The sequence below is a fragment of the Mycobacterium sp. genome, assembly GCF_035633495.1.
Taxonomy (GTDB): domain Bacteria; phylum Actinomycetota; class Actinomycetes; order Mycobacteriales; family Mycobacteriaceae; genus Mycobacterium.
The window spans coordinates 25,969-51,901 of the sequence record NZ_DASQEU010000192.1 but is presented as its reverse complement, the minus strand read 5'-3'; the positions used below and the strand labels follow the sequence as shown (position 1 = coordinate 51,901).

General features: G+C 67.4%; 31 protein-coding genes and 1 pseudogene. 18 read left to right on the top strand and 14 right to left on the bottom strand.

The window, feature by feature from the left end; genetic code table 11:
• The first annotated feature begins 8 nt into the window (after nt 1-8).
• The 3 genes from VET27_RS27280 to VET27_RS27270 are packed head-to-tail and all read left to right on the top strand — an operon-like array spanning nt 9 to nt 2,673.
• Nucleotides 9-854, top strand: a complete 846-nt coding sequence (locus VET27_RS27280; protein ID WP_526523251.1) for an ABC transporter permease — start codon at nt 9-11, stop codon at nt 852-854.
• The gene (locus VET27_RS27275; RefSeq protein ID WP_526523250.1) at nt 851-1,612 is read left to right on the top strand and encodes an ABC transporter permease; all 762 of its coding nucleotides are present in this window, start codon (nt 851-853) and stop codon (nt 1,610-1,612) included. Before VET27_RS27280 ends, VET27_RS27275 begins: the two co-directional genes overlap by 4 nt.
• Entirely contained in the window at nt 1,609-2,673 is a 1,065-nt protein-coding gene (locus VET27_RS27270) for an ABC transporter ATP-binding protein (protein ID WP_526523249.1), read from the top strand. The genes VET27_RS27275 and VET27_RS27270 overlap by 4 nt, the downstream gene beginning before the upstream one ends.
• Here the strand turns inward: VET27_RS27270 and pyrE are convergent.
• From pyrE to VET27_RS27255, 3 genes are all read right to left on the bottom strand, one after another.
• Nucleotides 2,670-3,239, bottom strand: a complete 570-nt coding sequence (gene pyrE, locus VET27_RS27265; RefSeq protein ID WP_526523248.1) for an orotate phosphoribosyltransferase — start codon at nt 3,237-3,239, stop codon at nt 2,670-2,672. The two genes, VET27_RS27270 and pyrE, sit on opposite strands and share 4 nt — an antisense overlap.
• 19 nt (nt 3,240-3,258) lie before the next feature.
• Nucleotides 3,259-4,071 carry a HugZ family pyridoxamine 5'-phosphate oxidase gene (locus VET27_RS27260; RefSeq protein WP_526523247.1) on the bottom strand — a complete coding sequence of 271 codons (813 nt, stop codon included), beginning with the start codon at nt 4,069-4,071 and terminating at the stop codon, nt 3,259-3,261.
• Nucleotides 4,072-4,370: 299 nt separating this feature from the next.
• Nucleotides 4,371-4,520 (bottom strand): hypothetical protein, encoded by a 150-nt coding sequence (locus tag VET27_RS27255; RefSeq protein ID WP_526523246.1) that lies wholly within the window; start codon nt 4,518-4,520, stop codon nt 4,371-4,373.
• Nucleotides 4,521-4,840: 320 nt separating this feature from the next.
• Between VET27_RS27255 and VET27_RS27250 the strand changes: the two genes are divergently transcribed.
• The 3 genes from VET27_RS27250 to VET27_RS27240 all read left to right on the top strand — a co-directional run bounded on the left by VET27_RS27250 (nt 4,841) and on the right by VET27_RS27240 (nt 8,660).
• Complete coding sequence (locus tag VET27_RS27250) at nt 4,841-5,284, top strand: hypothetical protein (RefSeq protein ID WP_526523245.1); 444 nt, start codon at nt 4,841-4,843, stop codon at nt 5,282-5,284.
• Nucleotides 5,285-5,332: 48 nt separating this feature from the next.
• On the top strand, nt 5,333-6,640 hold the full coding sequence (locus tag VET27_RS27245) for a maltokinase N-terminal cap-like domain-containing protein (RefSeq protein WP_526523285.1): 1,308 nt from the start codon (nt 5,333-5,335) through the stop codon (nt 6,638-6,640).
• A gap of 76 nt (nt 6,641-6,716) precedes the next feature.
• Nucleotides 6,717-8,660, top strand: coding sequence for an ArnT family glycosyltransferase (locus VET27_RS27240; RefSeq protein WP_526523244.1), 1,944 nt, complete (start codon nt 6,717-6,719; stop codon nt 8,658-8,660).
• On the opposite strand, the gene VET27_RS27235 is transcribed toward VET27_RS27240, so the two are convergent.
• The 3 genes and pseudogenes from VET27_RS27235 to VET27_RS27225 all read right to left on the bottom strand — a co-directional run bounded on the left by VET27_RS27235 (nt 8,623) and on the right by VET27_RS27225 (nt 10,679).
• Complete coding sequence (locus VET27_RS27235; RefSeq protein ID WP_526523284.1) at nt 8,623-9,363, bottom strand: ABC transporter permease; 741 nt, start codon at nt 9,361-9,363, stop codon at nt 8,623-8,625. The two genes, VET27_RS27240 and VET27_RS27235, sit on opposite strands and share 38 nt — an antisense overlap.
• Before the next feature lie 94 nt (nt 9,364-9,457).
• Nucleotides 9,458-10,293: pseudogene (locus tag VET27_RS27230) on the bottom strand (ATP-binding cassette domain-containing protein).
• On the bottom strand, nt 10,290-10,679 hold the full coding sequence (locus VET27_RS27225) for a MarR family winged helix-turn-helix transcriptional regulator (RefSeq protein WP_526523243.1): 390 nt from the start codon (nt 10,677-10,679) through the stop codon (nt 10,290-10,292). The pseudogene VET27_RS27230 and the gene VET27_RS27225 overlap by 4 nt, the downstream one beginning before the upstream one ends.
• A 210-nt stretch (nt 10,680-10,889) precedes the next feature.
• Here VET27_RS27225 and VET27_RS27220 point away from each other — a divergent pair, with 210 nt between their 5' ends.
• The gene (locus tag VET27_RS27220) at nt 10,890-11,243 is read left to right on the top strand and encodes a hypothetical protein (protein WP_526523242.1); all 354 of its coding nucleotides are present in this window, start codon (nt 10,890-10,892) and stop codon (nt 11,241-11,243) included.
• A gap of 13 nt (nt 11,244-11,256) precedes the next feature.
• On the opposite strand, the gene glgX is transcribed toward VET27_RS27220, so the two are convergent.
• Nucleotides 11,257-13,371 (bottom strand): glycogen debranching protein GlgX, encoded by a 2,115-nt coding sequence (gene glgX, locus VET27_RS27215; RefSeq protein ID WP_526523283.1) that lies wholly within the window; start codon nt 13,369-13,371, stop codon nt 11,257-11,259.
• 123 nt (nt 13,372-13,494) lie between these two features.
• Between glgX and VET27_RS27210 the strand changes: the two genes are divergently transcribed.
• The gene (locus tag VET27_RS27210) at nt 13,495-13,773 is read left to right on the top strand and encodes a hypothetical protein (RefSeq protein WP_526523241.1); all 279 of its coding nucleotides are present in this window, start codon (nt 13,495-13,497) and stop codon (nt 13,771-13,773) included.
• A gap of 33 nt (nt 13,774-13,806) precedes the next feature.
• On the opposite strand, the gene VET27_RS27205 is transcribed toward VET27_RS27210, so the two are convergent.
• From VET27_RS27205 to VET27_RS27190, 4 genes are read right to left on the bottom strand one after another with little or no spacing between them, the layout of a single operon-like run.
• On the bottom strand, nt 13,807-14,355 hold the full coding sequence (locus VET27_RS27205) for an isochorismatase family protein (protein WP_526523240.1): 549 nt from the start codon (nt 14,353-14,355) through the stop codon (nt 13,807-13,809).
• Nucleotides 14,356-14,372: 17 nt separating this feature from the next.
• Nucleotides 14,373-14,867, bottom strand: coding sequence for a hypothetical protein (locus VET27_RS27200; RefSeq protein ID WP_526523239.1), 495 nt, complete (start codon nt 14,865-14,867; stop codon nt 14,373-14,375).
• Nucleotides 14,864-15,313 carry a hypothetical protein gene (locus VET27_RS27195; protein ID WP_526523238.1) on the bottom strand — a complete coding sequence of 150 codons (450 nt, stop codon included), beginning with the start codon at nt 15,311-15,313 and terminating at the stop codon, nt 14,864-14,866. The genes VET27_RS27200 and VET27_RS27195 overlap by 4 nt, the downstream gene beginning before the upstream one ends.
• Entirely contained in the window at nt 15,313-15,510 is a 198-nt protein-coding gene (locus VET27_RS27190; RefSeq protein WP_526523237.1) for a hypothetical protein, read from the bottom strand. Before VET27_RS27190 ends, VET27_RS27195 begins: the two co-directional genes overlap by 1 nt.
• A gap of 410 nt (nt 15,511-15,920) precedes the next feature.
• On the opposite strand from VET27_RS27190, the gene VET27_RS27185 reads away from it, so the two are divergent.
• The 6 genes from VET27_RS27185 (at nt 15,921) to mmpH (ending at nt 20,455) form a co-directional block, all read left to right on the top strand.
• Nucleotides 15,921-16,448, top strand: a complete 528-nt coding sequence (locus tag VET27_RS27185; protein WP_526523236.1) for a hypothetical protein — start codon at nt 15,921-15,923, stop codon at nt 16,446-16,448.
• 58 nt (nt 16,449-16,506) lie between these two features.
• A complete protein-coding gene (locus tag VET27_RS27180; protein ID WP_526523235.1) occupies nt 16,507-16,815 on the top strand; it encodes a hypothetical protein in 309 nt (102 codons plus the stop codon).
• 103 nt (nt 16,816-16,918) lie between these two features.
• Nucleotides 16,919-17,371 (top strand): PPOX class F420-dependent oxidoreductase, encoded by a 453-nt coding sequence (locus VET27_RS27175; protein ID WP_526523234.1) that lies wholly within the window; start codon nt 16,919-16,921, stop codon nt 17,369-17,371.
• A 64-nt stretch (nt 17,372-17,435) separates the two neighbouring features.
• Nucleotides 17,436-18,671: an MMP alpha-(1->4)-mannosyltransferase gene (gene manT / locus VET27_RS27170; RefSeq protein ID WP_526523233.1), complete on the top strand. Its 1,236-nt coding sequence runs from the start codon at nt 17,436-17,438 to the stop codon at nt 18,669-18,671.
• A complete protein-coding gene (locus VET27_RS27165; RefSeq protein WP_526523232.1) occupies nt 18,665-19,381 on the top strand; it encodes a class I SAM-dependent methyltransferase in 717 nt (238 codons plus the stop codon). Before manT ends, VET27_RS27165 begins: the two co-directional genes overlap by 7 nt.
• A 3-nt stretch (nt 19,382-19,384) precedes the next feature.
• Nucleotides 19,385-20,455, top strand: a complete 1,071-nt coding sequence (gene mmpH, locus VET27_RS27160; RefSeq protein WP_526523231.1) for an MMP endo-(1,4)-3-O-methyl-alpha-D-mannosidase — start codon at nt 19,385-19,387, stop codon at nt 20,453-20,455.
• Between the two features lie 16 nt (nt 20,456-20,471).
• Here the strand turns inward: mmpH and VET27_RS27155 are convergent, their stop codons facing one another.
• Nucleotides 20,472-21,551, bottom strand: coding sequence for a GGDEF domain-containing protein (locus VET27_RS27155; protein ID WP_526523230.1), 1,080 nt, complete (start codon nt 21,549-21,551; stop codon nt 20,472-20,474).
• Nucleotides 21,552-21,944: 393 nt separating this feature from the next.
• Here VET27_RS27155 and VET27_RS27150 point away from each other — a divergent pair, with 393 nt between their 5' ends.
• Nucleotides 21,945-22,364, top strand: coding sequence for a DUF2127 domain-containing protein (locus tag VET27_RS27150; protein WP_526523282.1), 420 nt, complete (start codon nt 21,945-21,947; stop codon nt 22,362-22,364).
• Complete coding sequence (locus tag VET27_RS27145; protein WP_526523229.1) at nt 22,289-22,507, top strand: DUF2127 domain-containing protein; 219 nt, start codon at nt 22,289-22,291, stop codon at nt 22,505-22,507. The genes VET27_RS27150 and VET27_RS27145 overlap by 76 nt, the downstream gene beginning before the upstream one ends.
• Nucleotides 22,508-22,515: 8 nt before the next feature.
• Here the strand turns inward: VET27_RS27145 and VET27_RS27140 are convergent, their stop codons facing one another.
• On the bottom strand, nt 22,516-23,202 hold the full coding sequence (locus tag VET27_RS27140) for a class I SAM-dependent methyltransferase (RefSeq protein WP_526523228.1): 687 nt from the start codon (nt 23,200-23,202) through the stop codon (nt 22,516-22,518).
• A 52-nt stretch (nt 23,203-23,254) separates the two neighbouring features.
• On the opposite strand from VET27_RS27140, the gene VET27_RS27135 reads away from it, so the two are divergent.
• Nucleotides 23,255-23,824 carry a TetR/AcrR family transcriptional regulator gene (locus tag VET27_RS27135; protein ID WP_526523227.1) on the top strand — a complete coding sequence of 190 codons (570 nt, stop codon included), beginning with the start codon at nt 23,255-23,257 and terminating at the stop codon, nt 23,822-23,824.
• Here the strand turns inward: VET27_RS27135 and VET27_RS27130 are convergent.
• Nucleotides 23,811-24,437, bottom strand: a complete 627-nt coding sequence (locus VET27_RS27130; protein WP_526523226.1) for a TetR/AcrR family transcriptional regulator — start codon at nt 24,435-24,437, stop codon at nt 23,811-23,813. The two genes, VET27_RS27135 and VET27_RS27130, sit on opposite strands and share 14 nt — an antisense overlap.
• Before the next feature lie 101 nt (nt 24,438-24,538).
• Between VET27_RS27130 and VET27_RS27125 the strand changes: the two genes are divergently transcribed.
• Nucleotides 24,539-25,900 carry a cytochrome P450 gene (locus VET27_RS27125; protein WP_526523225.1) on the top strand — a complete coding sequence of 454 codons (1,362 nt, stop codon included), beginning with the start codon at nt 24,539-24,541 and terminating at the stop codon, nt 25,898-25,900.
• Nucleotides 25,901-25,933: the final 33 nt, after the last annotated feature.

Sequence of the window (25,933 nt, the reverse complement as noted above, 5' to 3'; positions counted from 1 at the left end):
TGAAACGAATGCGGGGCCGACTTGCGGCCGCCCTACCGCTGCTGCCGTTCTTCGCGGTGGTCGGGATCTTCCTGATCGTGCCGACGGTCACCGTCGTCGCGAGCGCCGTGATCGAGGACGGCCGGTTCTCGCTCGACCGTCTCGCCGCGTTGTTCTCCGAAACGGCGCTCACCGCGCTCGGTAGGAGCGTGTTCCTCTCGGGGAGCACCGCGCTGCTCGGTGCCGTGTTCGGTGCACTGCTGGCCTGGTTGATCGTGACGCGGCCTGCGACGTCGATCATCCGACGCGGCGTCATCTCCCTATGCAGCGTGCTGGCCCAGTTCGGCGGCGTGGCACTGGCTTTCGCGTTCCTGGCTACGATCGGCCTGAACGGCGTGCTCACGCTGTGGGTGCAGGAGCACTTCGGCTGGAACCTTGCGGGTTCGGGTTGGCTGTACGGGTTGCCGGGGTTGGTGCTGGTGTACACCTACTTTCAGATCCCGTTGATGGTCATCGTCTTCCTGCCCGCGTTGGAGGGCTTGCGGGAGCAGTGGCGCGAAGCGGCCGTCAGCCTCGGCGCGTCGACGTGGCAGTACTGGCGGCAGGTCGCCGTCCCGCTGCTGACGCCGGCCTTCCTCGGCGCGGTACTCCTGTTGTTCGCCAACGCCTTTGCGGCCTATGCGACGGCCGCGGCACTGGTCAGCCAGGGCAGTCCGATCGTGCCACTGCTGATCCGCTCGGCACTCACCAGCGAGGTGGTCCTGGGCCAGTCCGGCTTCGCGTACGCCCTGGCACTCGAGATGATCGTCGTCGTCGCGCTGGTGATGGGCGCCTACAGCCTGCTGATCCGTCGCACGTCGCGGTGGCTGCGATGATCACGCGCTTGTTCCGGCGTGCGCTCTGGGTGGCGTTCGGGTTGTTCTTCCTCTTCCCGCTGTATGCGATGGCGGACTTCTCCACCCGCAACCTGCTCAAGGGCGGCCGCACGATGCAGGCCTGGGCGAACCTGGTGACCGACGAAGCGCTGTATCAGTCGATCATCACGTCACTTCTCCTTGCGGTGCTGACCGTGGTGGCGATGCTGGTCCTGTTGGTGCCGACGATGATCTGGGTGCGGCTGCGGACCCCGTGGGCCAAGGGCGCCGTCGAGTTCCTGTGCCTGCTGCCGCTGACGATTCCCGCGCTGGTGGTCGTCGTCGGACTCAAGAACGTCTACCTGTGGGTGACGTACTTCTTCGGTGAGTCCGCGCTGACGCTGACCTTCGTCTACGTGGTGGTGGTGTTGCCGTTCGCGTACCGGTCGATCGATGCGGCGTTGGCCGCAATCGATCTCGAGACGCTGTCGGAGGCGGCGCGTTCGCTCGGCGCCGGGTGGACGACGACCATCGCGCGCGTCGTCGTCCCCAACATCTGGTCGGGTGTCCTGTCGGCGGCGTTCATCTCGGTGGCGGTCGTCCTCGGCGAGTACACCATCGCCTCGCTGTCCGGCTATCAGACGTTGCCCATTCAGATCGTCGCGCTCGGCAAGACCGACGGGCCCACGTCGGTAGCCGCGTCCTTGGCGACGCTACTGTTCGGTTTCTTTCTGCTGCTTGCGCTTTCACTGGTTACCCGACGGAGGCATCAAGCATGAGTAAATCTGGCGTCACGTCGACGTCGGGGGTCAGCGTCGAGTTGACCGACCTCACCCGGACTTACGGCACGGTCAAGGCGCTCGACGGCCTGAACCTGCGGATCGAGCCCGGAGAGTTCGTGGCGCTGCTCGGCCCGTCGGGATGCGGGAAGACCACCGCGCTGCGCATCCTCGCCGGCCTCGACCAGGCGACCTCGGGCACGGTGACCGTCGACGGGCGCGACCTCACCAACGTGCCCGCCAACAAGCGCGACATGGGCATGGTGTTCCAGGCCTACAGCTTGTTTCCCCATTTGACCGCCTCGGAGAACGTCGAGTTCGGGTTGAAGATGCGCGGCAGCGCGAAGGGCGAACGAGGGACTCGGGCGGCCGAGATGCTCGACCTCGTCGGGCTGTCGGAGCACGCGCACAAGTACGCCTCGGAGATGTCGGGCGGTCAGCAGCAGCGGGTCGCGTTGGCGCGGGCGTTGGCCATTCGTCCGCGGGTCCTGCTGCTCGACGAACCGCTCTCCGCGCTCGACGCGAAGGTGCGCGCCCAACTCCGTGACGAGATCCGCCGGGTGCAACTCGAGGTCGGGACGACGACGCTGTTCGTCACCCACGACCAGGAGGAGGCCTTGGTGCTCGCCGACCGAGTCGGTGTGATGAGCAAGGGCCGCCTCGAGCAACTCGCCCCGCCCGCGGACGTGTACGCCAACCCGGCCACGCCCTTCGTCGCGGAGTTCGTCGGACTGAACAATCAAGTGCCAGCTCTGGTTTCATCCGGGCGAGCCGGCGTCTTCGGCGCGGAACTCCCGACGTTGGCGGGGTCGATCACCTCGGGTGCCGGGACGGCGATGGTGCGTCCGGAGTCCGTGACCGTGGCCGCCGACGCGGCAGGCGCCGCGACGGTCAGGTCGGTGGCCTTCCTCGGGTCGATCTCGCGGGTGTACGTCGAACTGCTGGACGGCGCCGTGGTCCACGCTCAGCTGAGCAGCTCGCAGGCCAGGGAGTTCACTCCCGGGCAACGGGTGACCGTGGGGGTCCTGCCCACCGACGTACTCGTGGTGCCCGCGACCTAGACGTCCTTGACCGGTTCGATGCCCAGATCCTCGTAGGTGACGAGCGCGGCGAACGGAACGTTGCGACGGGCGAACCGTCCGGCGGCCACGTTGCCGCGGTCGACCATCGGGATGACACCGCTCACGACGGCACCCGCCGCGACGGCGCGTTCGAAGGCGATCTCGGTGGAGCCACCGGTGCTGATGACGTCGTCGACCAGCAGGACGCGGGTGCCCTGCTTTAGGCGCGTGCCCTCGATCCACTGCTCGCGGCCGCGCTGCTTCTGCTCCTTGCGGACGGAGAACCAGGCCTTCCCGGTCACCATGGCGATGCCGTGGGCGAGCGGATCGGCGCCCATGGTCAGGCCGCCGACGGCGTCGAACTCGATGCCGGTCGACGCGGCGAGGTCGGCGACGGCCCTGCTGACGATGGTGAGTCGCTCACCGGTGTCGATCGCGTACTTGCCGTCGATGTAGTCGTGGCTCAGCTGGCCGCTGGCCAGCTTGAACGGCTCCTCGCGGCGTTCGTACCCGCGGGTGCGAATGAGGTCGAAGGCGGCTTGCCAGGTCTCGGGACGGTCGGGCACGCGTTGATAGTATGGCAGGTCAGCCCTGCCGTGCCCGCCTGGTCAGTTCGGCGGTGGCCGACCGCAATTGGTCGGGGGAGTCGATCCGCTCGGCGTACCCGACGCGGGTGTAGGCCACGCCGCGCCCCGTGGTCACCTTCAGATCGAGGCCGTTGCGGTCGGCACCCGTGCAGATGGCCGCCGTGGTGTCCGGGTAGCCGCCGAGCGTCTTGGCCATCGCGGTCAGCGCTTCGGCATGGTCGGCGTTGAGGTGCTCGATGGCGCCGGCGGCGACGGCCTGGACCGGATCCGCTTCGGCGGCGGCGTAGTCGGTGCCGCTGGCCGAGTCCATCCGTCCGTAGCCACCGACCCAGCGGACCCGGTCGACGCGCAGTACCCACAGGGTGAAGTCGCTGTAGTCGACGTAGTACTTCGCGGCGGGTACGGCGTCGAGGTGGGCCTGACGGGCGGCCGCGAGCTCGTCGCCGGTTGGCTTCTCGGCAACCCCGGCCAGGGTGATCCGCGAGTTGGCGAGCGGATCGCTGTCGGTCGCGGTGGCGACGATCGCGATACTGGCTCTCGGGTCGCCGGCCAGGTTGCGGCCGTGCTCGGCCAGATTGGACACGCAGAGCACGGGCGCGCCGCCGAGCAGACCGTAGGTGACGAACGATGCCCACGGGTCGCCGGACGTCGTCAACGTCGCGAGCGTGCCGGTGTTGGTGGACGCCGCGATCGTGCGCGCCTCCTCGGCGGCCGAGGGCCTGGTCGCATTCACGGGTGGCGTCAAGGGGGGAGGAATCGACGGGGCGTCGCCAGGATCGCCGTGGTCGCGCAACGAGTCACCGGATGCCACGTGCGAACCTTACCGCCGCAACCGCCACGACTTCACGGAGCCGCCGCACGGCCGGGTTCCGAGCCGACCGCTGGCAACCAAGATCCTGACGGTGCAGGAGTTTCGTGTGGGACAATCAGCTAAACGCATTTCCCCAGTTCACGCTTCAAATTTGTCTGAAACGAGAGGATTGTGCCAAACCCTGTGGTCCGCGTATTGCTCGCTCAGCGCGCTGATTGCAACGCTGCTCATGGCGGGCGCGGGAGCGGATGTCGCGGCCGCTGATCCAGACGATTCCGGCAACCCGGTGAGACGCCGCCCTACAGCGAACCCGAGCCGACGACGGGCATCCCCCCGATGACGGCGCCGAGCATCTTCGACATCTCGCAGACGATCGCCACCCAACTGCGCGACATGTTCGGCAGGCCCCGCAGTGTCTTCGGCAACGGCAGGGTTCCCGGTACGCTCACCGTCCCGAACGGAAGTCCTTCGGCCACGGGCAATCCCGCGCTGCGGGAGGGATGCCCGCGGTATCCGCGCTCGGCGCGCGTCAACCAGGTGGCGACGGTCGCGCTGCCGGGGGCTCGCGGGTCTGATCGCCATCACCGTCAGCGGCAGCGTGACCGGTTGCCGATAGGCCAACTCCGGCCGATGCCTTCGGTCCGAAGCCTCCCGATTCCTACATTGATCACCCACCGGCGAACGGCGAATTCATAATGGGCTCATCAACTGTCGACCCGACGGACTTCAGTGGACCGTCCGACGACGGTGGTACCCGTGGCGCCGGGCGTTGTCGCTGCGCGACCTGTGGTCCGCCACCCCGGGTGGAAAGAAGGCGGACACGTCCGGGTCCCCCGAAGCCGCCGAGCCCTCGGATGCCGAGGAGTCCTCGCTTCCGAAGAACTTCCTACTCAAGGCCTTCTTCATCGTCGCCGCCGCGATCGTGTGGGTCGTCTACAGCGTGGGCAAGTTGCTCTTCTACACCGTCGTGGTTCTGCTGTTCCTGGCCGGTTCCGTCATCGAACTGCTCCTCGCGCTCGCTGTCATGCCAATCACGTTGCTGCTCAGGCTGATTGGCCAAGGCCTCTGGCCCGTGGAGATCGGGCGTCAGGGCGAACACTTCGGGACGCGACACGCCGAGGACTTCGCCGCCGCGGGTGAACTGCGCGATGCCATGATCGCCGAGATCGAGCGCGGTGTGCTGCCCGTCGAACACAAGGTCTCGTCCGACTGATTCAAACTCGCGGACCGTGGGTAGCTTTTAAGACTGATGACACAGGCGATGGAACTTCCGTTCGACCAGTGGCTGCCAACGCAACGGTGGTACGCCGGGCGCGGCCGCATACTCACCGACGTGCGGATCGGTGAGGTGGTCACGCTGCGCGACGGCCTCGACCTGGTGCTGCTCGACGCCGACTACACCGACGGGACGTCCGCCCGGTATCAACTGCTGGTGCGCTGGGAAGACGACGATGGCGCCCCCGGCGGAGTCGCGAGGATCGGCTCTTCGGGCACCCGCACCGCCCACGACGCGCTGCACGACCCGTCGGCCGCCCACTACCTGCTGTCGCTCGTCGACGAGTCGGCGTCGGTGGGGCCGCTGCGCTTCAGCAGGGAACCGGCGGCCCAACTGCCCATGCAGGCCGCTGGGCGCGTGATCGGCGCCGAGCAGAGCAACACCAACGTGGTGTTCGGCGACGCCGCGATGCTCAAGGTCTTCCGCCGCGTCACCCCTGGGATCAACCCCGACATCGAACTCAACCGCGAGCTGGCCCGTGCAGGCAATCCGCACGTCGCACGGCTGCTCGGGTCGTACGAGATGATCCTCGACGGTCAGTCGTACTCGCTCGGCATGGTCACCGAGTTCGCCGCAGAATCTGCCGAGGGCTGGGACATGGCCACCGCCAGCACGCGCGATCTGACCGCCGCCGAGGCGGGGGTCGACTTCGCGGAGGAGTCCCGACTGCTGGGCGAGGCCGTCGCGTCGGTGCACCGGACGCTGGCCGACACGCTTGGCACCACGCGCGAGCCGTTTCCGGTGGACACCCTGATGCGGCGCCTGCACGACGTGGCCGCCATGGTGCCCGCCGTCGACCAGTACCGGGAGTCGATCGAGGAGCGCTATCGCACGCTGTCGGACGGCCGTGAGGGCGGCGAGGTCACCGTGCAACGCGTGCATGGCGACCTCCACCTCGGGCAGGTTCTCCGCACACCCGAACGGTGGCTGGTGATCGACTTCGAGGGCGAGCCGGGGCAACCGCTCGACGAGCGGCGTCGGCCGGACTCTGCGCTGCGGGACGTGGCGGGCGTGCTGCGGTCCTACGAGTACGCGGCCTACCAGCGTCTCGTCGGGGGTGGCACGCCCCAGGACGATCGGCTGGCCGCGCGCGCCCGCGAGTGGGTCGACCGCAACTGCGCGGCCTTCTGCGACGGCTACGCGACCGAGGCGGGCGCCGATCCGCGGGACTCGGCAGGGCTGCTCGCCGCGTATGAGCTGGACAAGGCGGTGTATGAGGCCGGTTACGAGGCCAGGTACCGCCCCGACTGGCTGCCGATCCCGATGGCGTCGATAGCCCGCCTCGTCGGTTAGCCTCCGAGCAAGACCCGCAGCAGTCCCACCGCCTGCTCACAGGTTGCCAGAACGTGGCAGTGCGTCACTGTTCGATGTGACGCAAACCCTGGGGACGTTGGCCCGGCCCGCCGACCTCCCCACCGAGGAGCCGGAGAGGCATCGAGCCCCCGCCGTCACCGGCGACCGGGTTCGCCTGGGCATTCTGCTCGGCGGCACCGCCGTCCTCTACCTCTGGAACCTCACGATCAACGGCATGGGCAACCAGTTCTACGCCGCCTCCGCCCAGGCGGGCTCGAGGAACTGGGAGGCATTGCTGTTCGGCTCGCTGGACGCCGGCAACTTCATCACCGTCGACAAGCCGCCGCTGTCGCAGTGGGTGATGGGTCTCTCAGGCCAGCTCTTCGGGTTCAGCAGCGCCAGCATGCTCATCCCCCAGGCGCTGATGGCCGTCGCCGCCGTCGCACTGCTGTACGGCGCGGTGCGCCGCATCAGCGGACCCGGTGCGGGCCTGCTCGCCGGCGCGACGCTGGCGCTGACCCCGGTGGCGGTGCTCATGTTCCGCTTCAACGACCCCGACGCGGCAATGGTGCTCCTGATGACGGCTGCGGCCTACGGCACCGTGCGAGCGCTCGAGTGGGGCTCGGCGAAGTGCCTGGCGGTGGCAGGGGTGGCGCTCGGGTTCGCGTTCCTGGCCAAGATGCTCGAGGGCGCAATGGTCATACCCGCTCTCGTGGCGGCCTACCTCCTCGCCGCGCCGGTTCGGCCGCGCGTTCGCGTCCTGCACCTGGCGGGGGCCGCGGCGGCGTTCACGCTCTCGGCCGGTTGGTTCGTGCTGCTCACCATGGTGTGGCCTGCGACGTCGCGGCCGTACATCGCGGGGTCGACGGACAACACCTTCATGAATCTGGTGCTCGGCTACAACGGTCTTGCGCGGGTGCTGGGCCGTCACTCCGCGATCAGCGTCAGCGTCCCGGCCGGCACGCCCGTCAGGATGGCCAACCTCGGCGGCTTCGGAGGCCGGTCGCAGGGTTGGGCCCGGTTGCTGTCGGGGGAGTTCGGCTTCGAGATCGGCTGGCTGGTGCCCGCGGCGCTGCTGGCGACGGTGCTCGCGGTCGTGGCACGCGGCAGGGCGCCGCGCACCGACCTGGTACGCGCCGGCGCCGTGCTGTTCGGCGGTTGGTTCCTGATCGACGGACTGGTCCTGAGCTACATGCACGGCACGATTCACCCGTACTACAGCCTGTCCATCGCACCGCCCGTCGCGGCGGTCTTCGCGATCGGCGTGCAACAGACGTGGTCCCGCCGCGCCACTCTCTGGTGGCGCCTCGCCCTCGCGGGCACTCTGCTGGCGGCGGGGGTGTGGGGGTGGTGGCTGCTCGGCGGCAGCGCGATGGCGGCACCCGCGCTGCGGTGGACCGTCCTGTTCGCGACGACCCTGGCGTCTGCGGCACTGCTCTGGTCGTGGGCGCCGCGGCGTCGTCATGTCGCTCCGGTCCTGCTGGCCGTGGCGTTGGTGGGGGCGCTGGGTGGACAGGCGGCGTACACCGTGGCGACCGTCGGTGCGCGGCATCAGGGCATCGGTCCATCCGTCGGGCATGCCGGAAGGGGACACGCGGGCGGCAGAACCTTGGGCAACCCACGACTCGATGCCCTACTCGAGGCGACGGACACCCCGTGGTCCGCGGCCATCGACCGGTCGACGTTGGCGGCTGGACTCGAATTATCCACGGGCACAGCGTTGATGGCGATAGGTGGCTTCTCCGGCACCGACCCGACGCCGACCCTGCAGCAGTTCCAGGACGACGTCGCCAGGCATCGGGTCTCCTACTACCTCGCCCCTCGGGGTTCGTCGCGCGGCGCCGTCGCGGAGGACGAGAACGGCGTGGACGTCAGTGCGCGTCCACACTCCGACATCCTGCGGTGGGTCCGCGGCCACTTCCACTCGACGACGGTCGGCGGCGTCACGGCGTACGAACTCTTCGAGCCCAGGTCCGCGGGAGCTACCTCACGAGACGTCGCAACAGCGTCGAGGCGGTGAAGACGCCGAGCGCCGCGGCGAGCAGCAGGACGGTGACGTCTAGCCAGGTGTTGCCGGGCGTTCCCAGCAGTAATGCCCGAAGCGCGTTGACCTCGTAGCTGAGCGGGTTGACCGCCGACAGCCAGCGCAGCCATTGCGGCATGACCTCGACGGGGTACAGGGCGTTGGACGCGAAGAACAGCGGCATGGTGATGGCCTGCCCGATGCCCATCAGCTGGTCGCGGTTGCGCACCAGACCCGCCAGCGTCATCGACGGGCACGCGAAGAACGCCGAGCCGAGCAGGACGACGACCATCGCCGCGAGGATCCTCAGCGGGTTGGCGGTGAGGTGGATGCCCATCAGGTAGGCGATCACCATGACGCCGACGACCTGTGCGACCGACCGCACGCCCGCCGCGAATGCCTTGCCGGTGATGAGAGCCGGCGCGGGCGCCGGGGTGACCATCAGCTTGGCGAGGATGCCGGCGTCGCGATCCCACACGATCTGGATGCCGTAGAAGATGGAGATGAACAGCGCGGATTGGGCGATGATGCCGGGGGCCAGGAACGCGAGGTAGGGCACGTCACCGGTGTCGATGACGTGCAACCGCGAAAACGTCTGCCCGAAGATCAGCAGCCACAGGGCGGGCTGCACCATGCGGGTCACCAGTTCACTGCGGTCGTGGGAGAGCTTCCGCAACTCGACGAGCGCGAATGCGTTCATTCGGCGCAGCAGTCCGCCGACGCGCCTGATGCCGCGTGGTGCGCGGATCAGTTCGACGGTCACGGCACCGGAGCGGGGGGCGGTTGGCCCACGATCAATTGACACGACGAGCCGCCATTCTGCTGGAACGGATCTCGTTGAGCCCGCGCCGGGCGGCGTCCTCCGTCAGGTCGGATCCGGCGTAGTGGCGGAAGACGTCCTCCAGCGTCGCCGTCGGGGTGGCGTCCGAGCTGAGGCCCGCCTTCAGGTCGCTCGGCGACCCGACGGCCTGCAGCACGCCGTGGTGCTTGAGGACGACGCGATCGCACAGCGCGTCGGCTCCTCCATGTAGTGGGTGGTCAGCAGGACCGTCATGCCGTACTCCTCCTGCATGTCGGCCACTTGCGACCAAACCCCATCGCGCGCAATGGGATCCAACTCGACCGTCGGCTCGTCGAGGATCAGCAGCGAGGGCCGGTTCACCAGTGCCCGTGCGAGTTCCAGTCGTCGCACCATGCCGCCGGAGTACGTGCCCGCGAGATTGTCGGCGACGTCGAGCAGCTGCATCGCGGACAGTGCCTCGTCGACGCGGTCGCGGCGTTGTCGGCGCGGGACGTCGTACAACCGGGCGAACAGGTCGACGTTCTGCCGCCCAGTCAGGGCCGACTCGATTGAAAGTTGTTGGGGCACATAGCCTAGGTTGTGGCGGATGTCCATGGTGTCGCGCCGGGCGTCGAGCCCGAAGACGCGCACGTCGCCGTGCTGGACGGGGGTGAGCGTGGTGAGCACTCGTACCACCGTGGTCTTGCCGGCGCCGTTGGGGCCGAGGAGGCCCACGGTCTCGCCGGCGGGGACTTCGAGGTTCAGGTCGTCGACGGCGGTGAAGTCGCCGTAGCGGTGGGTCAGGTTCCGGCAGTCGATCGCCGGCGCCGTCGCGGGAAGTGGCGTCACGCGTGCTCCTCGCGTAGTAGTCCCGTCACTTCGTCGAGCACGGCCAGGCCGTCACTGAGGCGATCGCGCTGATCTGGATCCAGCCGGGCGAGCACGGTGCCAAGGGTGGCCCGGCGGACGGCGCTGGATTGGTCGGTGATGCGTTGCGCCGTTTCGGTGAGCCGAAGTCTGCCGACACGCCTGTCGTCCGGATCGACCGTGCGTATTAGTAGGCCGTCGCCGGACAGTCGCGGCACCAGGGTGGATGCGGTGTTGGGCGCGAGTCCGAGTTCGGCAGCGGCGTGCCGCACGGAGATGCCGGGCTGACGGCCGACCAGTCGCAGCAACTCGGCCTGCGACTCGGGCAGTCCGGTGCCCGTCCTCGGCCCGCCACCCGACCGGCGCACTTGCGGCGGAAGCGGCCGGCGGTCGCCAGCAGTTCGGCGGCGAGATCGGTCTGGGTGTCCACCTGACCACAGTGCCTCTGTTGCAGAGGTAACTACCACCCGCGGCTCCCGACCCCACGCGATTTGGGCGCGCCAACGTTCGCTGAGCAACGTTCGCTGAGCGACTTGTTAGCGCGCCGAAATCGCGAGGGGAGAGGTGCGTCGGGCAACATGGGCGGCATGTCCACTTCTGATTTCGACGACTTCCCGCTGTCACAGTCCGAGGAGCTCGACTCCGACGAGATCCGCAACGACGACGGCGACGAGGTGACCGATCCGCCCGAACGATGGATCGAGGCGAAGGACGACGAGACCCTCGACGAGAGGCTGTCCGAAGAAGTCCCCGACGTCTCACCCGAGGACCGGGTCTCGAGCGAGGCCCATGACTCCGACGAGGGGGGTGGCCTCGAGGTGGTCGGCGACGACGAACTGGACCGGCTCGACACCCAGCGACACGGCACCGAGCACGTTCAGATCGACGGTGCCCCGGAAGACGGCGACTCGTTCTTCGACGTCGTGAAGTAGCTGGGCGTCACGCTCAGCTCTGAGCGTCGGCCGCCTGCAACACCATGACGGCTCGCGCCTCGACCGTGACTCCCGCACCTGCGGCCACGGGCCTGGAACCCTCCATCACCGCACCCTCGACGGTGTAGATCACCGGCTGCCACGCCGCGCCGAAGTCCTTTGGCGGAAGGGTGAAGTCGATCGGCTCGTGGTGGGCGTTGAAGCACAGCACGAACGAGTCATCGGTGATGCGCTGACCACGTGGATCGAGATGGGGGATGCCCTGTCCGTTGAGGTAGACGGTGATCGACTTGCCGAAGCCCGAGCCCCAGTCCTCGTCGCTCATCTCCGAGCCGTCGGGCGCGAACCACGAGATGTCCGGTAGCCGTTCGGAACCGCGGATGCGCACCGGAAGTCCGTCGAAGAACCGACGCCTGCGGAAGATCGGGTGCGCGGCACGTAGCGCGGCGACCGACTGGGTGAACTCGATCAACCCGGTGTCGGCGCTGGCCCAGTCGATCCAGGTGATCTCGTTGTCCTGGCAGTAGCCGTTGTTGTTGCCGCCCTGGGTCCGCCCGAGTTCGTCGCCGTGGCAGATCATCGGCACGCCCTGGGACAACAGGTTGGTGGTGAGGAAGTTGCGCACCTGCTGGGCGCGCAGCGCGAGGATCTCGGGGTCGTCCGTGGGGCCCTCGGCGCCGCAGTTCCAGGACTGGTTGTTGCTCTCGCCGTCGTTGTTGTCCTCGCCGTTGGCTTCGTTGTGCTTTTCGTTGTAGGACACCAGGTCTCGCAACGTGAAGCCGTCATGCGCGGTGACGAAGTTGATCGAGGCCACCGGCCTGCGCCCGGTGTGTTCGTAGAGATCGGCCGATCCGGTGAGCCGCGACGCGAACTCGCCCAGGCTGGCATCCTCGCCGCGCCAGAAGTCCCGGACGGTGTCGCGGTACTTGCCGTTCCACTCGGTCCACTGCGGCGGGAAGTTGCCGACCTGGTATCCGCCGGGACCGACGTCCCACGGCTCGGCGATCAGCTTGACCTGGCTGACGGTCGGGTCCTGCTGCACGAGTTCGAAGAAGGTCGACAGCCTGTCGACGTCGTAGAACTCGCGGGCCAGGGTGGAGGCCAGGTCGAAACGGAACCCGTCGACGTGCATCTCGGTCACCCAGTAGCGCAGCGAATCCATGATCAGCTGCAGGGCGTGTGGATGGCCGGCGTTCAGGCTGTTACCGGTGCCGGTGTAGTCCATGTAGTAGCGCTTGTCGTCGTCGACCAGTCGGTAGTACGCCGCGTTGTCGATCCCGCGCATCGACAGCGTGGGGCCCATGTGGTTGCCCTCGGCGGTGTGGTTGTAGACCACGTCGAGGATGACCTCGATGTCGGCGTCGTGTAGCGCCCGCACCATGGCCTTGAATTCCTGAACCTGACCGCCAGGGGTAGCGCTCGCGCCGTACTTCGAGTCCGGCGCGAAGAAGCCGATGGTGTTGTAGCCCCAATAGTTGGACAGTCCCTTGTCGATCAGGGTGGAGTCGTTGGCGAAGTGATGCACCGGCATCAGTTCGATCGCCGTGATTCCCAGATCCTTGAGGTGCTCGACGATCGCCGGATGGGCGATTGCGGCGTAGGTGCCGCGGCTGCGCTCCGGGATGTCGGGGTGCGTCTCGGTGAGACCCTTGACGTGCGCCTCGTAGATGACCGAGTCGGCGTACTCGTGCTGCGGCGGGTGGTCTGTGCCCCAGTCGAAGAACGGGTTGATGACCACTGACTTCGGCATGCTGGCGGCGGAGTCGTCGTCATTGCGGCTGTCGGGGTCGCCGAAGTCGTAGGCGAAGAGGGACTGGTCCCACTGGAACGAACCGTCGATGGCCTTGGCGTAGGGATCCAGCAGCAGCTTGTTCGGATTGCAGCGCTGTCCGGACGGCGGATCGTACGGGCCGTGTACCCGGTAGCCGTACCGCTGGCCCGGCTCGACGTCGGGCACGAACCCGTGCCAGACGAAGCCGTCGACCTCGGGGAGTTTGAGCTTGCTCTCGGTGCCGTCGGCGTTGAACAGACACAGTTCGACGTACTCCGCGGCCTCGCTGAAGACCGCGAAATTGCTGCCCGAGCCGTCGTAGGTCGCACCCAGCGGGTAGGCCTTACCCGGCCACATCTCCCATTGGATGGTGTCCTTGGCGGGGGTCTCCGGCTGGGAGGCCGGAATGACGGCTGGTGCTGCGGTGTCCTTGGAACTGGTGGCGGGGGTCAAGTCGCACCCTTCTGGTGGAGCCGGTGAATGGATCAAGACGACGATACGGCGCTGGCGGGTGCGGAAGCATGGCGGGCAAGACGCTCGGACTGGAGGTATGCCGTTTTGGCCACCGGCGCTGATCTGCCCGTTCACCGGACGCTGCAAACCGCCGTGCTCGGCGGTGTGGCAACCATCACCCTGAACAGGCCCGGTGTCCGCAACGCCATCGGCGACGGCATGCGCGATGAATTGGCCGACGCCTATCTGCGTTTCGCGACCTCCCTAGTGATTTCGGCGCGTTTCCGTTCGCTGAGCGACGGTTAGCGCGCCGAAATCGCCGGGATGGGGGGTAGCGGATCACGCGATGGCGACGCCTGCGGCGCGGAGCGACGCGACGGCCTCCGCGGTCGTCGTCGGTGACACCCCTGCGGTTAGATCGAGCAGGACCCGGGTGGTGAAGCCGGCGGCGACCGCATCGGCTGCCGTGGCCTTGACGCAGTAGTCGGTGGCGATGCCCACGACGTCCACCGTGTCGACGTCGCGTTGGCGCAGCCAGTCGGTGAGCGTCGCGCCCGAGTCGTCGGCCCCCTCGAACCCGCTGTAGGCCGCCGAGTACTCACCCTTCGTGAACACGGCCTCGACGGCGGCGGGGTCGAACGCGGGGTGGAAGTCGACACCTGGCGTGCCGACGACGCAGTGTCGCGGCCAGGAATCGCGGAAGTCGGGTTCGTCGGAGAAGTGAGATCCCGGATCGATGTGAAAGTCCATCGTCGCCACCACGTGGTCGTAGTCGTGATCCGCGAGCAGCTCGGTGAGCCCCCGAGCGACGGTGGCTCCGCCTTCGACGGCCAGCGATCCGCCCTCGCAGAAGTCCTTCTGTACGTCGACGACGATGAGCGCGCGCATGGGTCGATTATCGCCGATCAGCCGCCGAACAGCAGGTACAACCCGGTGAACGTGTAGCCGACCATCACCAGCATCATCGCGAGCTGTCCGGTCACCTGATGCCGCTTGGGCAGCAGGCGCAGCGCCCGGTCGTGCGCGGCGATCACGCCGGCGACGTGCCCACCCACTACGAAGCACACCTTCAGGGTCGCGAGCACCGACGGGTGGGTCGACAGCAGGTAGTACGGCCGGACGTCTCCGAGCCAGCCCGTCCCGAAGGGGTCGGCCAGCCGCAGCACGGCCAGTGCCGAACGCGTTGCGGGCGCATCCGTCGCCGTCGTCACCCACTGCGGCAGCGGTCGGCCGGGCTTGGCGGCGTCGAAGCGCGGCTTCTTCCAGGCGAGGACGACGACGGCGAAGGTCAACGTCAGCGCCCACGCCGCGCCGATCAGGGCGTAGATGTACGGGATCGGCAGATCGCTGGAGCCCCCCAGACCGTGCGCGAGGACCGTGGTCGACCGCTCGCTGATCACTGCACGGTGATGGAGGCGATCGTCCGATTCAGCTGGTGCAGTTCCACGTCGACCTTGCCGGGAATGGTGACGGTGAACTGAAACGACTGACCGGACTTCGGCGCGATGTTGAAGGTGTGCTCGGGGTTCGAGTGGACGTGCAGCTGGTCGGCCGCGTCACTGTTCACCCGCACCACGATGGGATCGCCCACCTTGGCCTGGAGCTGCTCGTTGGTCGGCGTCACCTCGCCACCCTTGATGGTGACGTCGACGACCAACCGATCCGGCGGAGCCTGCTGATCGGACATCTCCGGGACCCCGGTCGAGCTGGGGTTGGCGGGCGAACTGGGGTTGGCGGGCGAACTGGTCACTACGTCACCCGATCCGGTCGACCCACCACAACCCGCGATGAGAAGTGCGGTGGTGGCGGTCAGGGCAACGAGGGTCTTCGAGGTCGTCAGTTTCATCACGGTGAACCATCTTCGTCGGCGGATGCTGAATCCTCACTGTGATTCCGGTCATCGAGGTCGTCGTCGTCCTCGTCCGAGTTCCGGCGGTCCTTCATCGCGACGTAGATGACGAACCCGACGACCACGACCGCAGGCGCGAACGCGGGCAGCGCCAGCAGCAGCGTGTGATCGGCGACAACCTCGAGTGTCGGCATCAACTCTGAGGCGACGCATGCGGTGCAGGTAGCCGATCCACGGCAGGGCGACCGTCACCACCAGTGCGACGACGGACATGCCGATGACCTGGCCGAGCGCGGCCCCGCCGCCCTCATTCGCCGCTGCAACGATCCGCGAAGACTGCTCTGTCATGTGCGTACCACCCCCACCTGCCGATTCGAAGCAACGTTGCAACTCGCCGGTAATGTTGCCAGAAGATCCCCATTCGAAACCAGTGGTACCGGGTATTACCTGCGCTAACGTCCGTTTTCGTGCCCGACCAGCACGTCCTGCGGCTCACGGTGGTAGACCGCGTCAGGAAACTTCTGACCGACTCACCGCTTGGTAGCTCGCGGAATGACACGGGGGCCTCGTTCGATCGGGCGCGGATCGGCCTAGCCTCAGACGGGTGAAGCTCGCGGCCATGCGCCTCAAGCAGCGCGACGGCGTGTCCTGCGGACCTGCCGTCGCCGTCGTGGCCGGTGCGCTGCTCGACGCCGGCTATGGCGTCAACCTCGGGGACACCGCCTGGTTCGACGGTGAACAGGGCAGGGTGCACGCGGCGGCCAATCGGATCTGGCCGCGCGCACTGGGCACCACGCCGTGGGGCGTGGCGAAGACGGTCAGCAGACACAGTGCGCGGCACCACGTGAAATACGGCTGGCGGCTGCTACACCGCCGAGACGCACTCGCCGACCTGGAGCGGGCGGTACGTGCGCACTGGCCGGTCGCCATGCTCATCGGCAGCGACCTGCCGTGGGCCCTGCCCCGGCACTGGGTGCTGATCGTCGATGCCGACGGCGACACGCTGTGCTGCTACGAGCCGTCGTCGGGCGAGGTGCTGCCGGTGTCCAAGGCGGCGGTCCGGGGGGCTCGACTGACTGCGCTCGGCTTCCCCCGGGCGTTCGCGTTCGTGCTTCCGCGCTACCGAATCTGATTCCGAGCGATCTGTGTGAGCTGGCAATCCCGCGATCAATCGAACATATGATCGAACGGTGGGAGAGCTCCAGTCGATCGGCTATCACGGTCAGCCGGTGCAACAGGCCTTTCGCCGCGTCGATCCGCCGGTGCCCGTCCTGATCGACCTCGCGGCGGTCTTCCCGCGTGAGCCCCACCGAGCGGGCGGCTACAACCCCGCCGGCCTGCAGATGCACGCGATCGTCGAAGGGCTGCTCAGCTGCTGGGGACTGTGTGAGCAGGGCTTCTGGTGGGGGCTGGTGACCTACGACATCGCCTACGGCGCCAACCGCAAGGCCGTCACCCACTGGATTCCCTCCTGGACGCTCAAGCGCAAGGCAGGCTGAGGGGCGCCATCCCGCGCGACGTCTGCACGGGGGTCGTGATTCGGCGAGCGGGGCGACCGTCGTGCAGAACTCGCGGTCGCCACGCCGCCCGTAGGGTGCAGTGATGGCCCGCAAGCTCGCTACCGCCGACACCGTTGACCTGACGACGCTGCTCGACTTCGTCCGGCCTCGGCATCAGATGGTGCTGACGACCTTCCGGTCCGACGGATCGCTGCAGAGTTCGCCGGTGACCGGCGGGGTCGGCGAGGCGGGCCGGATCGTCATCGCGAGCTATCCGCAACGGGCCAAGTCGGCGAACGTCCGCCGCGATCCGCGCGCCAGCGTGACCGTCCTCTCCGACGACTTCAACGGCCCGTACGTGCAGGTTGACGGTGACGCAGAGGTCATCGATCTGCCCGATGCGGTCGAACCGCTGGTGGACTACTTCCGCGCCGTCGCGGGTGAACACTCCGACTGGGACGAGTACCGACGGGCGGCTTCCCGCCGACGTAGGCCGCGCACGTTCCGCACGTCCGTGGTAGTCACACACAGTGGCCGCGTTGCGGCGGCTAGCTAGTCAAACTATAGTCTGGACACATGTCCAGAGCGCAGATTCCGACTCTGGCCGCGGTGAAATAGCCATGCGAATTGCCCTGCTGTCATACCGAAGCAAGACGCATTGTGGTGGGCAGGGCGTCTACGTCCGCCATCTGAGTCGCGGCCTCGTAGAGCTTGGCCATGACGTCGAGGTCTTCTCCGGTCAGCCCTATCCCGAAGGTCTGGATCCGCGGGTGCGTCTGACCAAGGTGCCGAGCCTGGACCTCTACCGTGAGCCCGACCCGTTCCGCGTCCCGCGACCCAGCGAGATCCACGACCGCATCGATCTGCTCGAACTCGCGACGACGTGGACGGCCGGATTCCCCGAGCCCAAGACCTTCTGCCTACGTGTCGCCCGCATCCTGTCGGAACGTCGCGACGAGTTCGACGTCGTTCACGACAACCAGAGCCTGGGCGAGGGTCTACTGGCGATCGCCGACCTCGGCCTGCCCGTCGTGGCGACGGTGCACCACCCGATCACCCGCGACCGCGTGCTCGACGTTGCGGCCGCGAAGTGGTGGCGAAAGCCGTTGGTGCGCAGGTGGTATGGCTTCGCCGAGATGCAGAAGCAGGTCGCGCGCCAGATCCCGGAGCTGCTGACCGTGTCCTCCTCATCGGCGGCCGACATCGCCGAGGACTTCGCCGTCGAGCCCGAGCAACTGCACGTCGTGCCCCTCGGCGTGAACACGGAACTGTTCCGGCCGAGCGAGAACCGAGTGCGCAACAGGATCATCGCGATCGCCAGTGCGGACGTTCCGCTCAAGGGCGTCAGTCACCTGCTGCACGCGGTCGCCCGGTTGCGCGTCGAACGTGACCTCGACGTTCAGCTGGTCTCGAAGCTGGAACCCAACGGGCCGACCGAGAAGCTGATCGCCGAACTCGGCATCTCCGACATCGTGCACAGCTCGAGTGGACTGAGCGACAACGAACTGGCCGAGCTGCTGGCCTCGGCCGAGGTCGCCTGCATTCCGTCGCTCTACGAGGGCTTTTCGCTGCCCGCCGTCGAAGCGATGGCCAGTGGCACACCGATCGTGGCCAGTCGGGCCGGTGCGCTGCCCGAAGTGGTCGGCGAGGACGACGTGTGTGCGCGTCTGGTCCGTCCCGGAGACGTCGACGATCTGACCACGGTGCTGGGCGAACTGCTCGACTCTCCGCTGGAGCTGCGCAGGCTCGGCGCCAACGGGCGCAAGCGTGCCGTCGACGTTTTCAGTTGGGAATCCGTTGCCGCGCAGACGGTTTCGGTATACGAACGCGCGATGAATCGGGTGAGGGCATGCTGACCGTCGACTTCGACAAGCTTGGCGTCGCTGCGGGCAGCAGCCTCATCGACGTAGGTTGCGGAGCGGGAAGGCACTCATTCGAGGCGTTCCGGCGGGGTGCCGACGTCGTCGCCTTCGACCAGGACGTCGCCGAACTCAACAACGTCGACGCCATCCTGCAGGCGATGCAGGAGCAGGGCGAGGCGCCCGCTTCGGCGAAGGCCGAGGCCGTGAAGGGCGATGCGCTCGATCTGCCCTACGACGACGGCAGCTTCGACTTCGTCATCGCCTCGGAGATCCTGGAGCACGTCCCGCAGGACGATCGCGCGATCGGCGAGTTGATCCGCGTGCTCAAACCTGGTGGACGACTGGCCGTCACGGTGCCACGCTGGCTGCCCGAGAAGGTCTGCTGGATCCTGTCGGATGAGTACCACGCCAATGAGGGTGGCCACATCCGCATCTACCGCGCCGACGAGCTCCTAAACGCAATTGCCAGCAGGGGGCTGCGGTTCGACCACCGCCATCACGCGCACGCACTGCACTCGCCCTTCTGGTGGCTGAAATGCGCTGTGGGCGTTGATAAGCCGAACCATCCGGTCGTGACGGCCTATCACAAGATGCTGGTCTGGGACATGATGTCGCAGCCGTGGCTGACCCGCAACGCGGAGTCGCTGCTCAACCCGCTGATCGGCAAGAGTGTCGCCCTCTACTTCCAGAAGCCAGCGGCCTGATAGATGCGGCGTCACGAGATCCCTGGTGTGCTAGGAATTTTGACGCCGGGTCAGTGCCGTGATACGGCCATGTCCATCGCTGCCACGCAGGAGTCGTCGGGCGCTTTGCCGTGGTTCGCCGGCGGTCACACCGACCCGTGGGACCACGTCGAGAACGCCATGGCGTTGACCGTCGCCGGACTATGGGAACAGGCTCGGGCGGCCTTCGACTGGTGCCGCAACGTGCAACGCGCCGACGGTTCGATGCCGATCCAGATGCGCAACGGCGTGCTCGAGGACGGCAACAGCGACAGCAACTTCTGCGCCTACGTGGCCACCGGGGTGTGGCACCACGTGCGGATCACCGGCGACCGCGGCTTCGCCGAAACCATGTGGCCAGTCGTCAGCAGGGCCATCGACTTCGTCCTGACCCTGCAGTTGGATGGTGGCGAAATCGCCTGGGCCAGAAGCGAATTCGAAATACTGTCCGAATCGCTGCTGACCGGCTGCGCCAGCATCTATCACAGCATTCGGTGCGCATTGGCGTTGGCGAACTACATGGGCGAATCGCAGCCCGAGTGGGAGGTGGCCGTCGGCAGCCTCGGCCACGCGATCGCCGAGCATCCCGAGTCGTTCAACCTCAAGGACGACCACGCGATGGAGTGGTACTACCCGGTGCTCGGTGGAGCCCTTCGCGGAGGTGCGGCCAAGGCACGCATCGACGAGCGGTGGGAGCGCTTCGTCGTACCCGGTCTGGGCATCCGCTGCGTCGATCACCGGCCGTGGGTGACTGGTGCCGAGACGTGCGAACTGGTGATGGCACTGGACGCGATCGGTGAAACTGACAGGGCGCGCGAGCAATTCGCCGCCATGCATCATCTGCGCGAGCAGGACGGCTCCTACTGGACGGGCCTGGTCTTCTCCGATGGCAAGCGCTGGCCCGTGGAGCGCACCACGTGGACGGGCGCGGCGATGATCCTCGCCGCGGACGCTCTGTCCTCGACAACCGCGGCCAGCGGCATCTTCCGTGCCGACGACCTCCCGCGCGGCCTCGAGGGCGAGTTCGACTGCGCCTGCGCGGCCAGCGGCCGCTGACGAGGCGCCCAGCCGCTCAATAGGTGCGGTCGTGGTGATGAAATCTGTTCCCGCCACTACGTTTGGCGTGGTACATGGCCTTGTCGGCTGCGCCAACCAGGTAGTCGACCAGTGGCTTGTGGTGGCGCGCGGGGACACCGTCGAGCTGAGCGCAGGCCGTGCCGACGCTGGCGGTGATGGACATCGGAAGGTCGGCGACGGCTTCGCAGATTCGATGGGCGAGCGGGGCGGCGTCGCCGGCATGGGACGTGTCGGCGACGATGAACTCCTCCCCGCCGCTACGCGCGATGACCGCCGTGTCGCGCGTGCTCGCCCGCAGGGCGTTCGCCACCTCTACCAGCGCGCGATCGCCCGCTAGGTGGCCGTGGCGGTCGTTGATCGCTTTGAAGTCATCGAGGTCGATCACCGCCACCAGCAGGAACATGTCTGGTGCAGGTCGGGCCACCAGCAGGCCCAGTGTCTCGAGCTGGAATGCCCGTCTGTTGCAGAGATTCGTCAGCGGATCGAGGTCCGCACGCACGAGGTCGTTACCCAGGGCGCGCATCACGACCTGAATGGCGAGGGGCAACGCAATGTTGACCTGCAGCACGAGGAACAGATCGACCCCGGCCAGCGCGAGGTGTCCTTGCGACGCCATCCTGATCGCCGCGTAGAGGGCGACACCGGCCGCGATCGTGAAGTTGTAGACGACGAATTTGGAGGTGTGAAAGAACGCGATGTAGCCGCCACTGGTCGCGAAGGCGATGCAGCCGATGAGAGAGGCCATCGGATCCGGATAAGCCAGGCAGGCCAGGGCGATCGAGGTGTTGGTCACCACGGCGAACCCCACCGATTGAGCGGGGGTCGGCCACCGCACCGTCCACAGGATCGCGCCGGCCACCCCGCCGGCGAACGCCGTGCACATCATCGCCACGGGAAGCGTTCCGCGCGGACCGTCCGCGCTGAGCAGAAGTGCCACCAGGCACAGCGCGAGCGACCCCGCGATGGACGCCATCATGGCGCGGGTGGCACCGCTGATGCCGCGCGCGTGGAGGTAGCCGCTGAGCCAGTCGTAGTGACTGGGCTGCAGCCACCATCGCGTGAATGCTGCAGCCACGTTCGCTCCCGGTGTCGGTGACCGAATTATGCACGACCGTGACTTCGGACGTAGGGGCTTTGCTGGGCAACGAAATCGGGCAACCGTTGGTCGGGTTTCCGTCAACGCGTAATCAGCACCGAATCGGTAACGTCGTCGACGGGGCAACCTTCGACTCGCCCTCGCAGGCAGCAAGGAGCCCACGACCATTGACGGACCTCGGGACCGCAATCGGTGGGAGTTGCGCACCTGCGCGCGCCGTGGGCACACCACCTACGCGCCCGACGATGACGCCCTCGCCGAGAGGCTCAGCGGCACGACCGGGCTCGGCGAAGTGTGGCGCTGCCTACGCTGCGGCGACTTCATCCCGGGCCCACCCCACGGGCGGGGCGCGCGGAGGACGCACCGCTCGTCATGCGGGGCAAGGCTTTACGCCAGGCCATCATCGTGCGTGCGCTCGCCGTGGAGCGCTGGATCCATGCGATGCTCATCGCCCTCGCCGCCTGGGCGGTCTGGAAGTTCCACGGTGCGCAGGGGTCCGTCCAAGCCGCGTTCGATCGCGATCTGCCGTTGCTGCGCACCTCCGGCGTCAAGGTCGACGAGATGACGGCGATCCACGAACTGGAACGGGCCCTGGCGACCAAGCCGTCCACCCTCGTCCTGCTGACCATCGCGTTGGTCGCCTACGCGGTGCTGGAACTCGTCGAAGGTGTCGGACTGACTGTGGTTGCTGACCCGGTTGGGGCGAGTACTTCGCGGTGGTCGCGACCTCGGTCTTCCTTCCGTTGGAGGTGTACGACCTCACCAAGGGCATCACCACGACCCGCGCATTGACGTTCACGATCAACGTGGCCGCCGTGATCTACCTGCTCGTCTCGAAACGGCTGTTCGGACTTCGCGGTGGGCAAGAGGCGTACGACGACGAGCGTCGCGGTGAGCAGCTCCTCGACGTCGAACGGGCCGCCGCGAGAACCTGACGGACGCGTTAGTCCAGCGCTTCGCCGGGGGTTCCGGCCACCCGCTCCAGAATTCGCATCGACCCCATCGCGGACACCTCGCGGAATACTCCGGTGTCCAGCGCACGCCGGTACACCCGGTAGGGAGCCTGCCCGCCGTCGTCGGGGTCGGGGAACACGTCGTGGATCACCAATGCGCCGCCGACCGCCACCCACCGCGCCCAGCCGTCGAAGTCCTGCTGCGCCGCAGCATCGGTATGCCCCCCGTCAATGAACAAGAGCTGCAACGGAGTTCGCCACGACCGAGCCACCAGTGACGACTTGCCGACGACGGCGACGACGTTCTGGTCCAATCCGGCGGCATCGAGTGTATGGCGCAACGTCGGCAGGGTGTCGAAGAGTCCCGTCACCTCGTCGACCATCGAGGTGTCGTGGTATTCCCAACCCGGTTGGTGTTCCTCGGATCCGTGGTGATGGTCGATCGTGTAGAGCACCCCGCCGCTCTGTTGGGCTGCGGCGCCGAGCATCACCGTCGACTTGCCGCAGTATGTCCCGATTTCGACGCCCACGCCATCGCGCAGGTAGGTGACCGCCGCGTCGTACAGCGCGCGGCCTTCGTCGGCGGGCATGAACCCGATGACCTGCTCGGCGAGCGCGAAGAGTCGCGCGGCGGGCGGAGGCAGGCGCGCAGGAGTGACACTGTCGGTAGTGCTCATGCGGCCAACTTACCGTTGCTGGTGAATGGCAGTTGTAGTAGCGTCCGGACATGTGTCCGATCCGGCTCTGGAGTCGACTCGGCGCCGTCTGACCGCCAAGCAGGCTGACACCGTGGATCGCCTCGGCAGAGCGGCGGTGGACCTTCTCCACCGGGATGGATTCGCAGGCCTGACCGTGCGTCGCGTGGCCGCCGAGGCGGGCGTGGGAGCGGCCACCGCGTACACCTACTTCTCGTCGAAGGAACACCTCGTCGCCGAAGTCTTCTGGCGCAGGCTCGCGGGCGCACCACCGGCACCGCACGACTCCGACGATCGCGCCACCCGCGTCGTCGACGTACTGCAGCACATCTCGCTTCTGGTCGCCGACGAGCCGGAATTCGCGGGAGCGGTGACGAGCGCGCTACTCGGCAGGGATCCCGACGTCGAAGTGCTGCGCCAACGAATCGGCCTCGACATCAGGGGGCGGTTGGTGGCGGCGCTGGGTCCGGAGGTCGACGAGGACGTCATCGACTCACTGGAGATGTTGTACTCCGGCGCGCTGGTGCGCGCGGGCATGGGATACGCGTCCTACCAGGAGATCGCGCAACGCCTGGAGAGGTCGGCCCGCCTCATCCTGCATTAGACGGCAGGCCCAGGATGGCGCGCGCGGCGGTGACCGCGGGCTCGACGACGCCCCGCACGTCCAGGTCGTCCTCGACGAGCAGTGCGGTCAGCTCGCGCAACCCGCCCAGCAGAATGAGCGCGAGCTGCCGCGAGATCGGTTCCAACCCGGCCCGTTGGAACCCAGGGCTGACGCTGATGTCGACGAGCATGTCGGTGAGGTGCTGCATCGCAAGACGATTCAGCGGGCGGGCCAGGTCGCCGAGCGCGGGCGCCTCGCGAATCCAGCTCAACGTGATGGCAGGCCGGGATTCGATGTGTTCGACGTATGCCTCGACGGCGGCGCGGACCTGGTCGTCGGGCGTGGCCTCGGCGTCGACTGCCGCCGTGATGCGCGCGATCAGGTCGCCGTTGTTGGCGGCCAACAGCTCGACGAAGCACTCCTCCTTGCTGGCGAACTCGTCGTAGAAGGTGCGCTTGGAAGTCTTGGCGCTTCGGACGACGTCCGCCACGGTGGTCGCGCGGTAGCCGCGCTCGGCGATCGAATCGGCCAGGCCGTCGAGGAGCCGGCGGCGGAACGCGGTCGCACCCGCGGTCTCGGGCGTGTGGTCCACGGCAGTGGTCCCGGTGCTCAACTCGACGTCACCTCCGAACCTTGCACGTATGCGGTACTAGGCGGTACCGTACTACATCACGCACCGGTACGGCGTAGTACCACGACAGTCTGGAGTGCCCGGTGAGCGAAGCGACCATCGCAGGAACATGGGAAGCGTCAATGGTCGACGCCCCGCCGGACGTCAACCTGCCGCCAAGCTCGCGGCTGCCCAACTTCATTCAGGGGGCTGGCTTCGTCCTGTCGCGTCGCAGGATGGTCGAGCACATGACGCGCCGCCACGGCGGGGTCTTCAGGCTCAAGGTGCCGGTGTTCGGAAACATGGTGACCGTTGCCGATCCGCAGATCGCCAAGCAGCTGTTCACGGCCAACACCGACGACGTGGGCAACATCCAGCCCAACCTCAGTCGGATTCTCGGGTCGGGTTCAGTGTTCGCTCTCGACGGTGCAGAGCACAAGCGACGTCGCAAGCTGCTCACGCCGCCGTTCCACGGCAAGAGCATCAAGAACTACGAGGTGATCTTCGAAGAGGAGACGCTGCGGGAAGCGGCATCGTGGCCCGAGGGGCAGGAGTTCGAGTCGCTCGAGCCGATGATGCGGATCACGCTGAACGCCATTCTGCGTGCCGTATTCGGTGCCGACGGTGAGCAATTGGACGAGTTGCGCCGCATCATCCCGCCGTGGGTGACGCTGGGTTCCAAACTGGCCGTGCTGCCCGCCCCGTCGCGCACCTACGGGCGCTTCACCCCGTGGGGCAGGCTCGCCGCCTACCGGCGCCAATACGACGCGATCGTCGACCGGTTGATCGACACCGTCAGGGCCGACCCGAACTTCGACACCCGCGACGACGTCCTGACGCTGCTGTTGCACAGCACCTACGAGGACGGATCGGCGATGTCGCGTCGTGACATCGCCGACGAATTGCTGACCCTCCTGGCCGCCGGCCACGAAACGACGGCCGCGACCCTGGCCTGGGTTCTCGAGCGTGTGACCCGGCATCCGGACGTGCTTCGCCGGTTGGTCGACGAAGCCGCGACCGACGACAACGAGTACCGCCAGGCCACGATCCTCGAGGCGCAACGGGCGCGCACCGTCATCGATTTCGCGGGGCGTCACGTGTACGCGCCGACGTTCGAACTCGGCGAGTGGGTGATCCCTCGGGGGTACTCGATCTTCGTTGCGATCGACCACATCCACGGCCGCACCGAGGATTTCGAGGAACCCGAACGCTTCGACCCCCAACGCTTCATGGGCAAGCGGCCGTCGACCTTCGCGTTCATCCCGTTCGGCGGCGGCACCCGCCGCTGTGTGGGCGCGGCGTTCGCCAACGTGGAGATGGACGTCGTCCTGCGAACGGTGTTGCGCCATTTCACGATCGACGCCACGACCGCGCCCGGCGAGAAGATCCACTCGCGCGGGGTGGCCTACACGCCGAAGTCCGGCGGTCGGGTGGTCATGCGGCGGCGGAAGACCCCGCTCGCCTAGAAATTGGCGCGAGCAGTCCGCGAGCAGACGCAA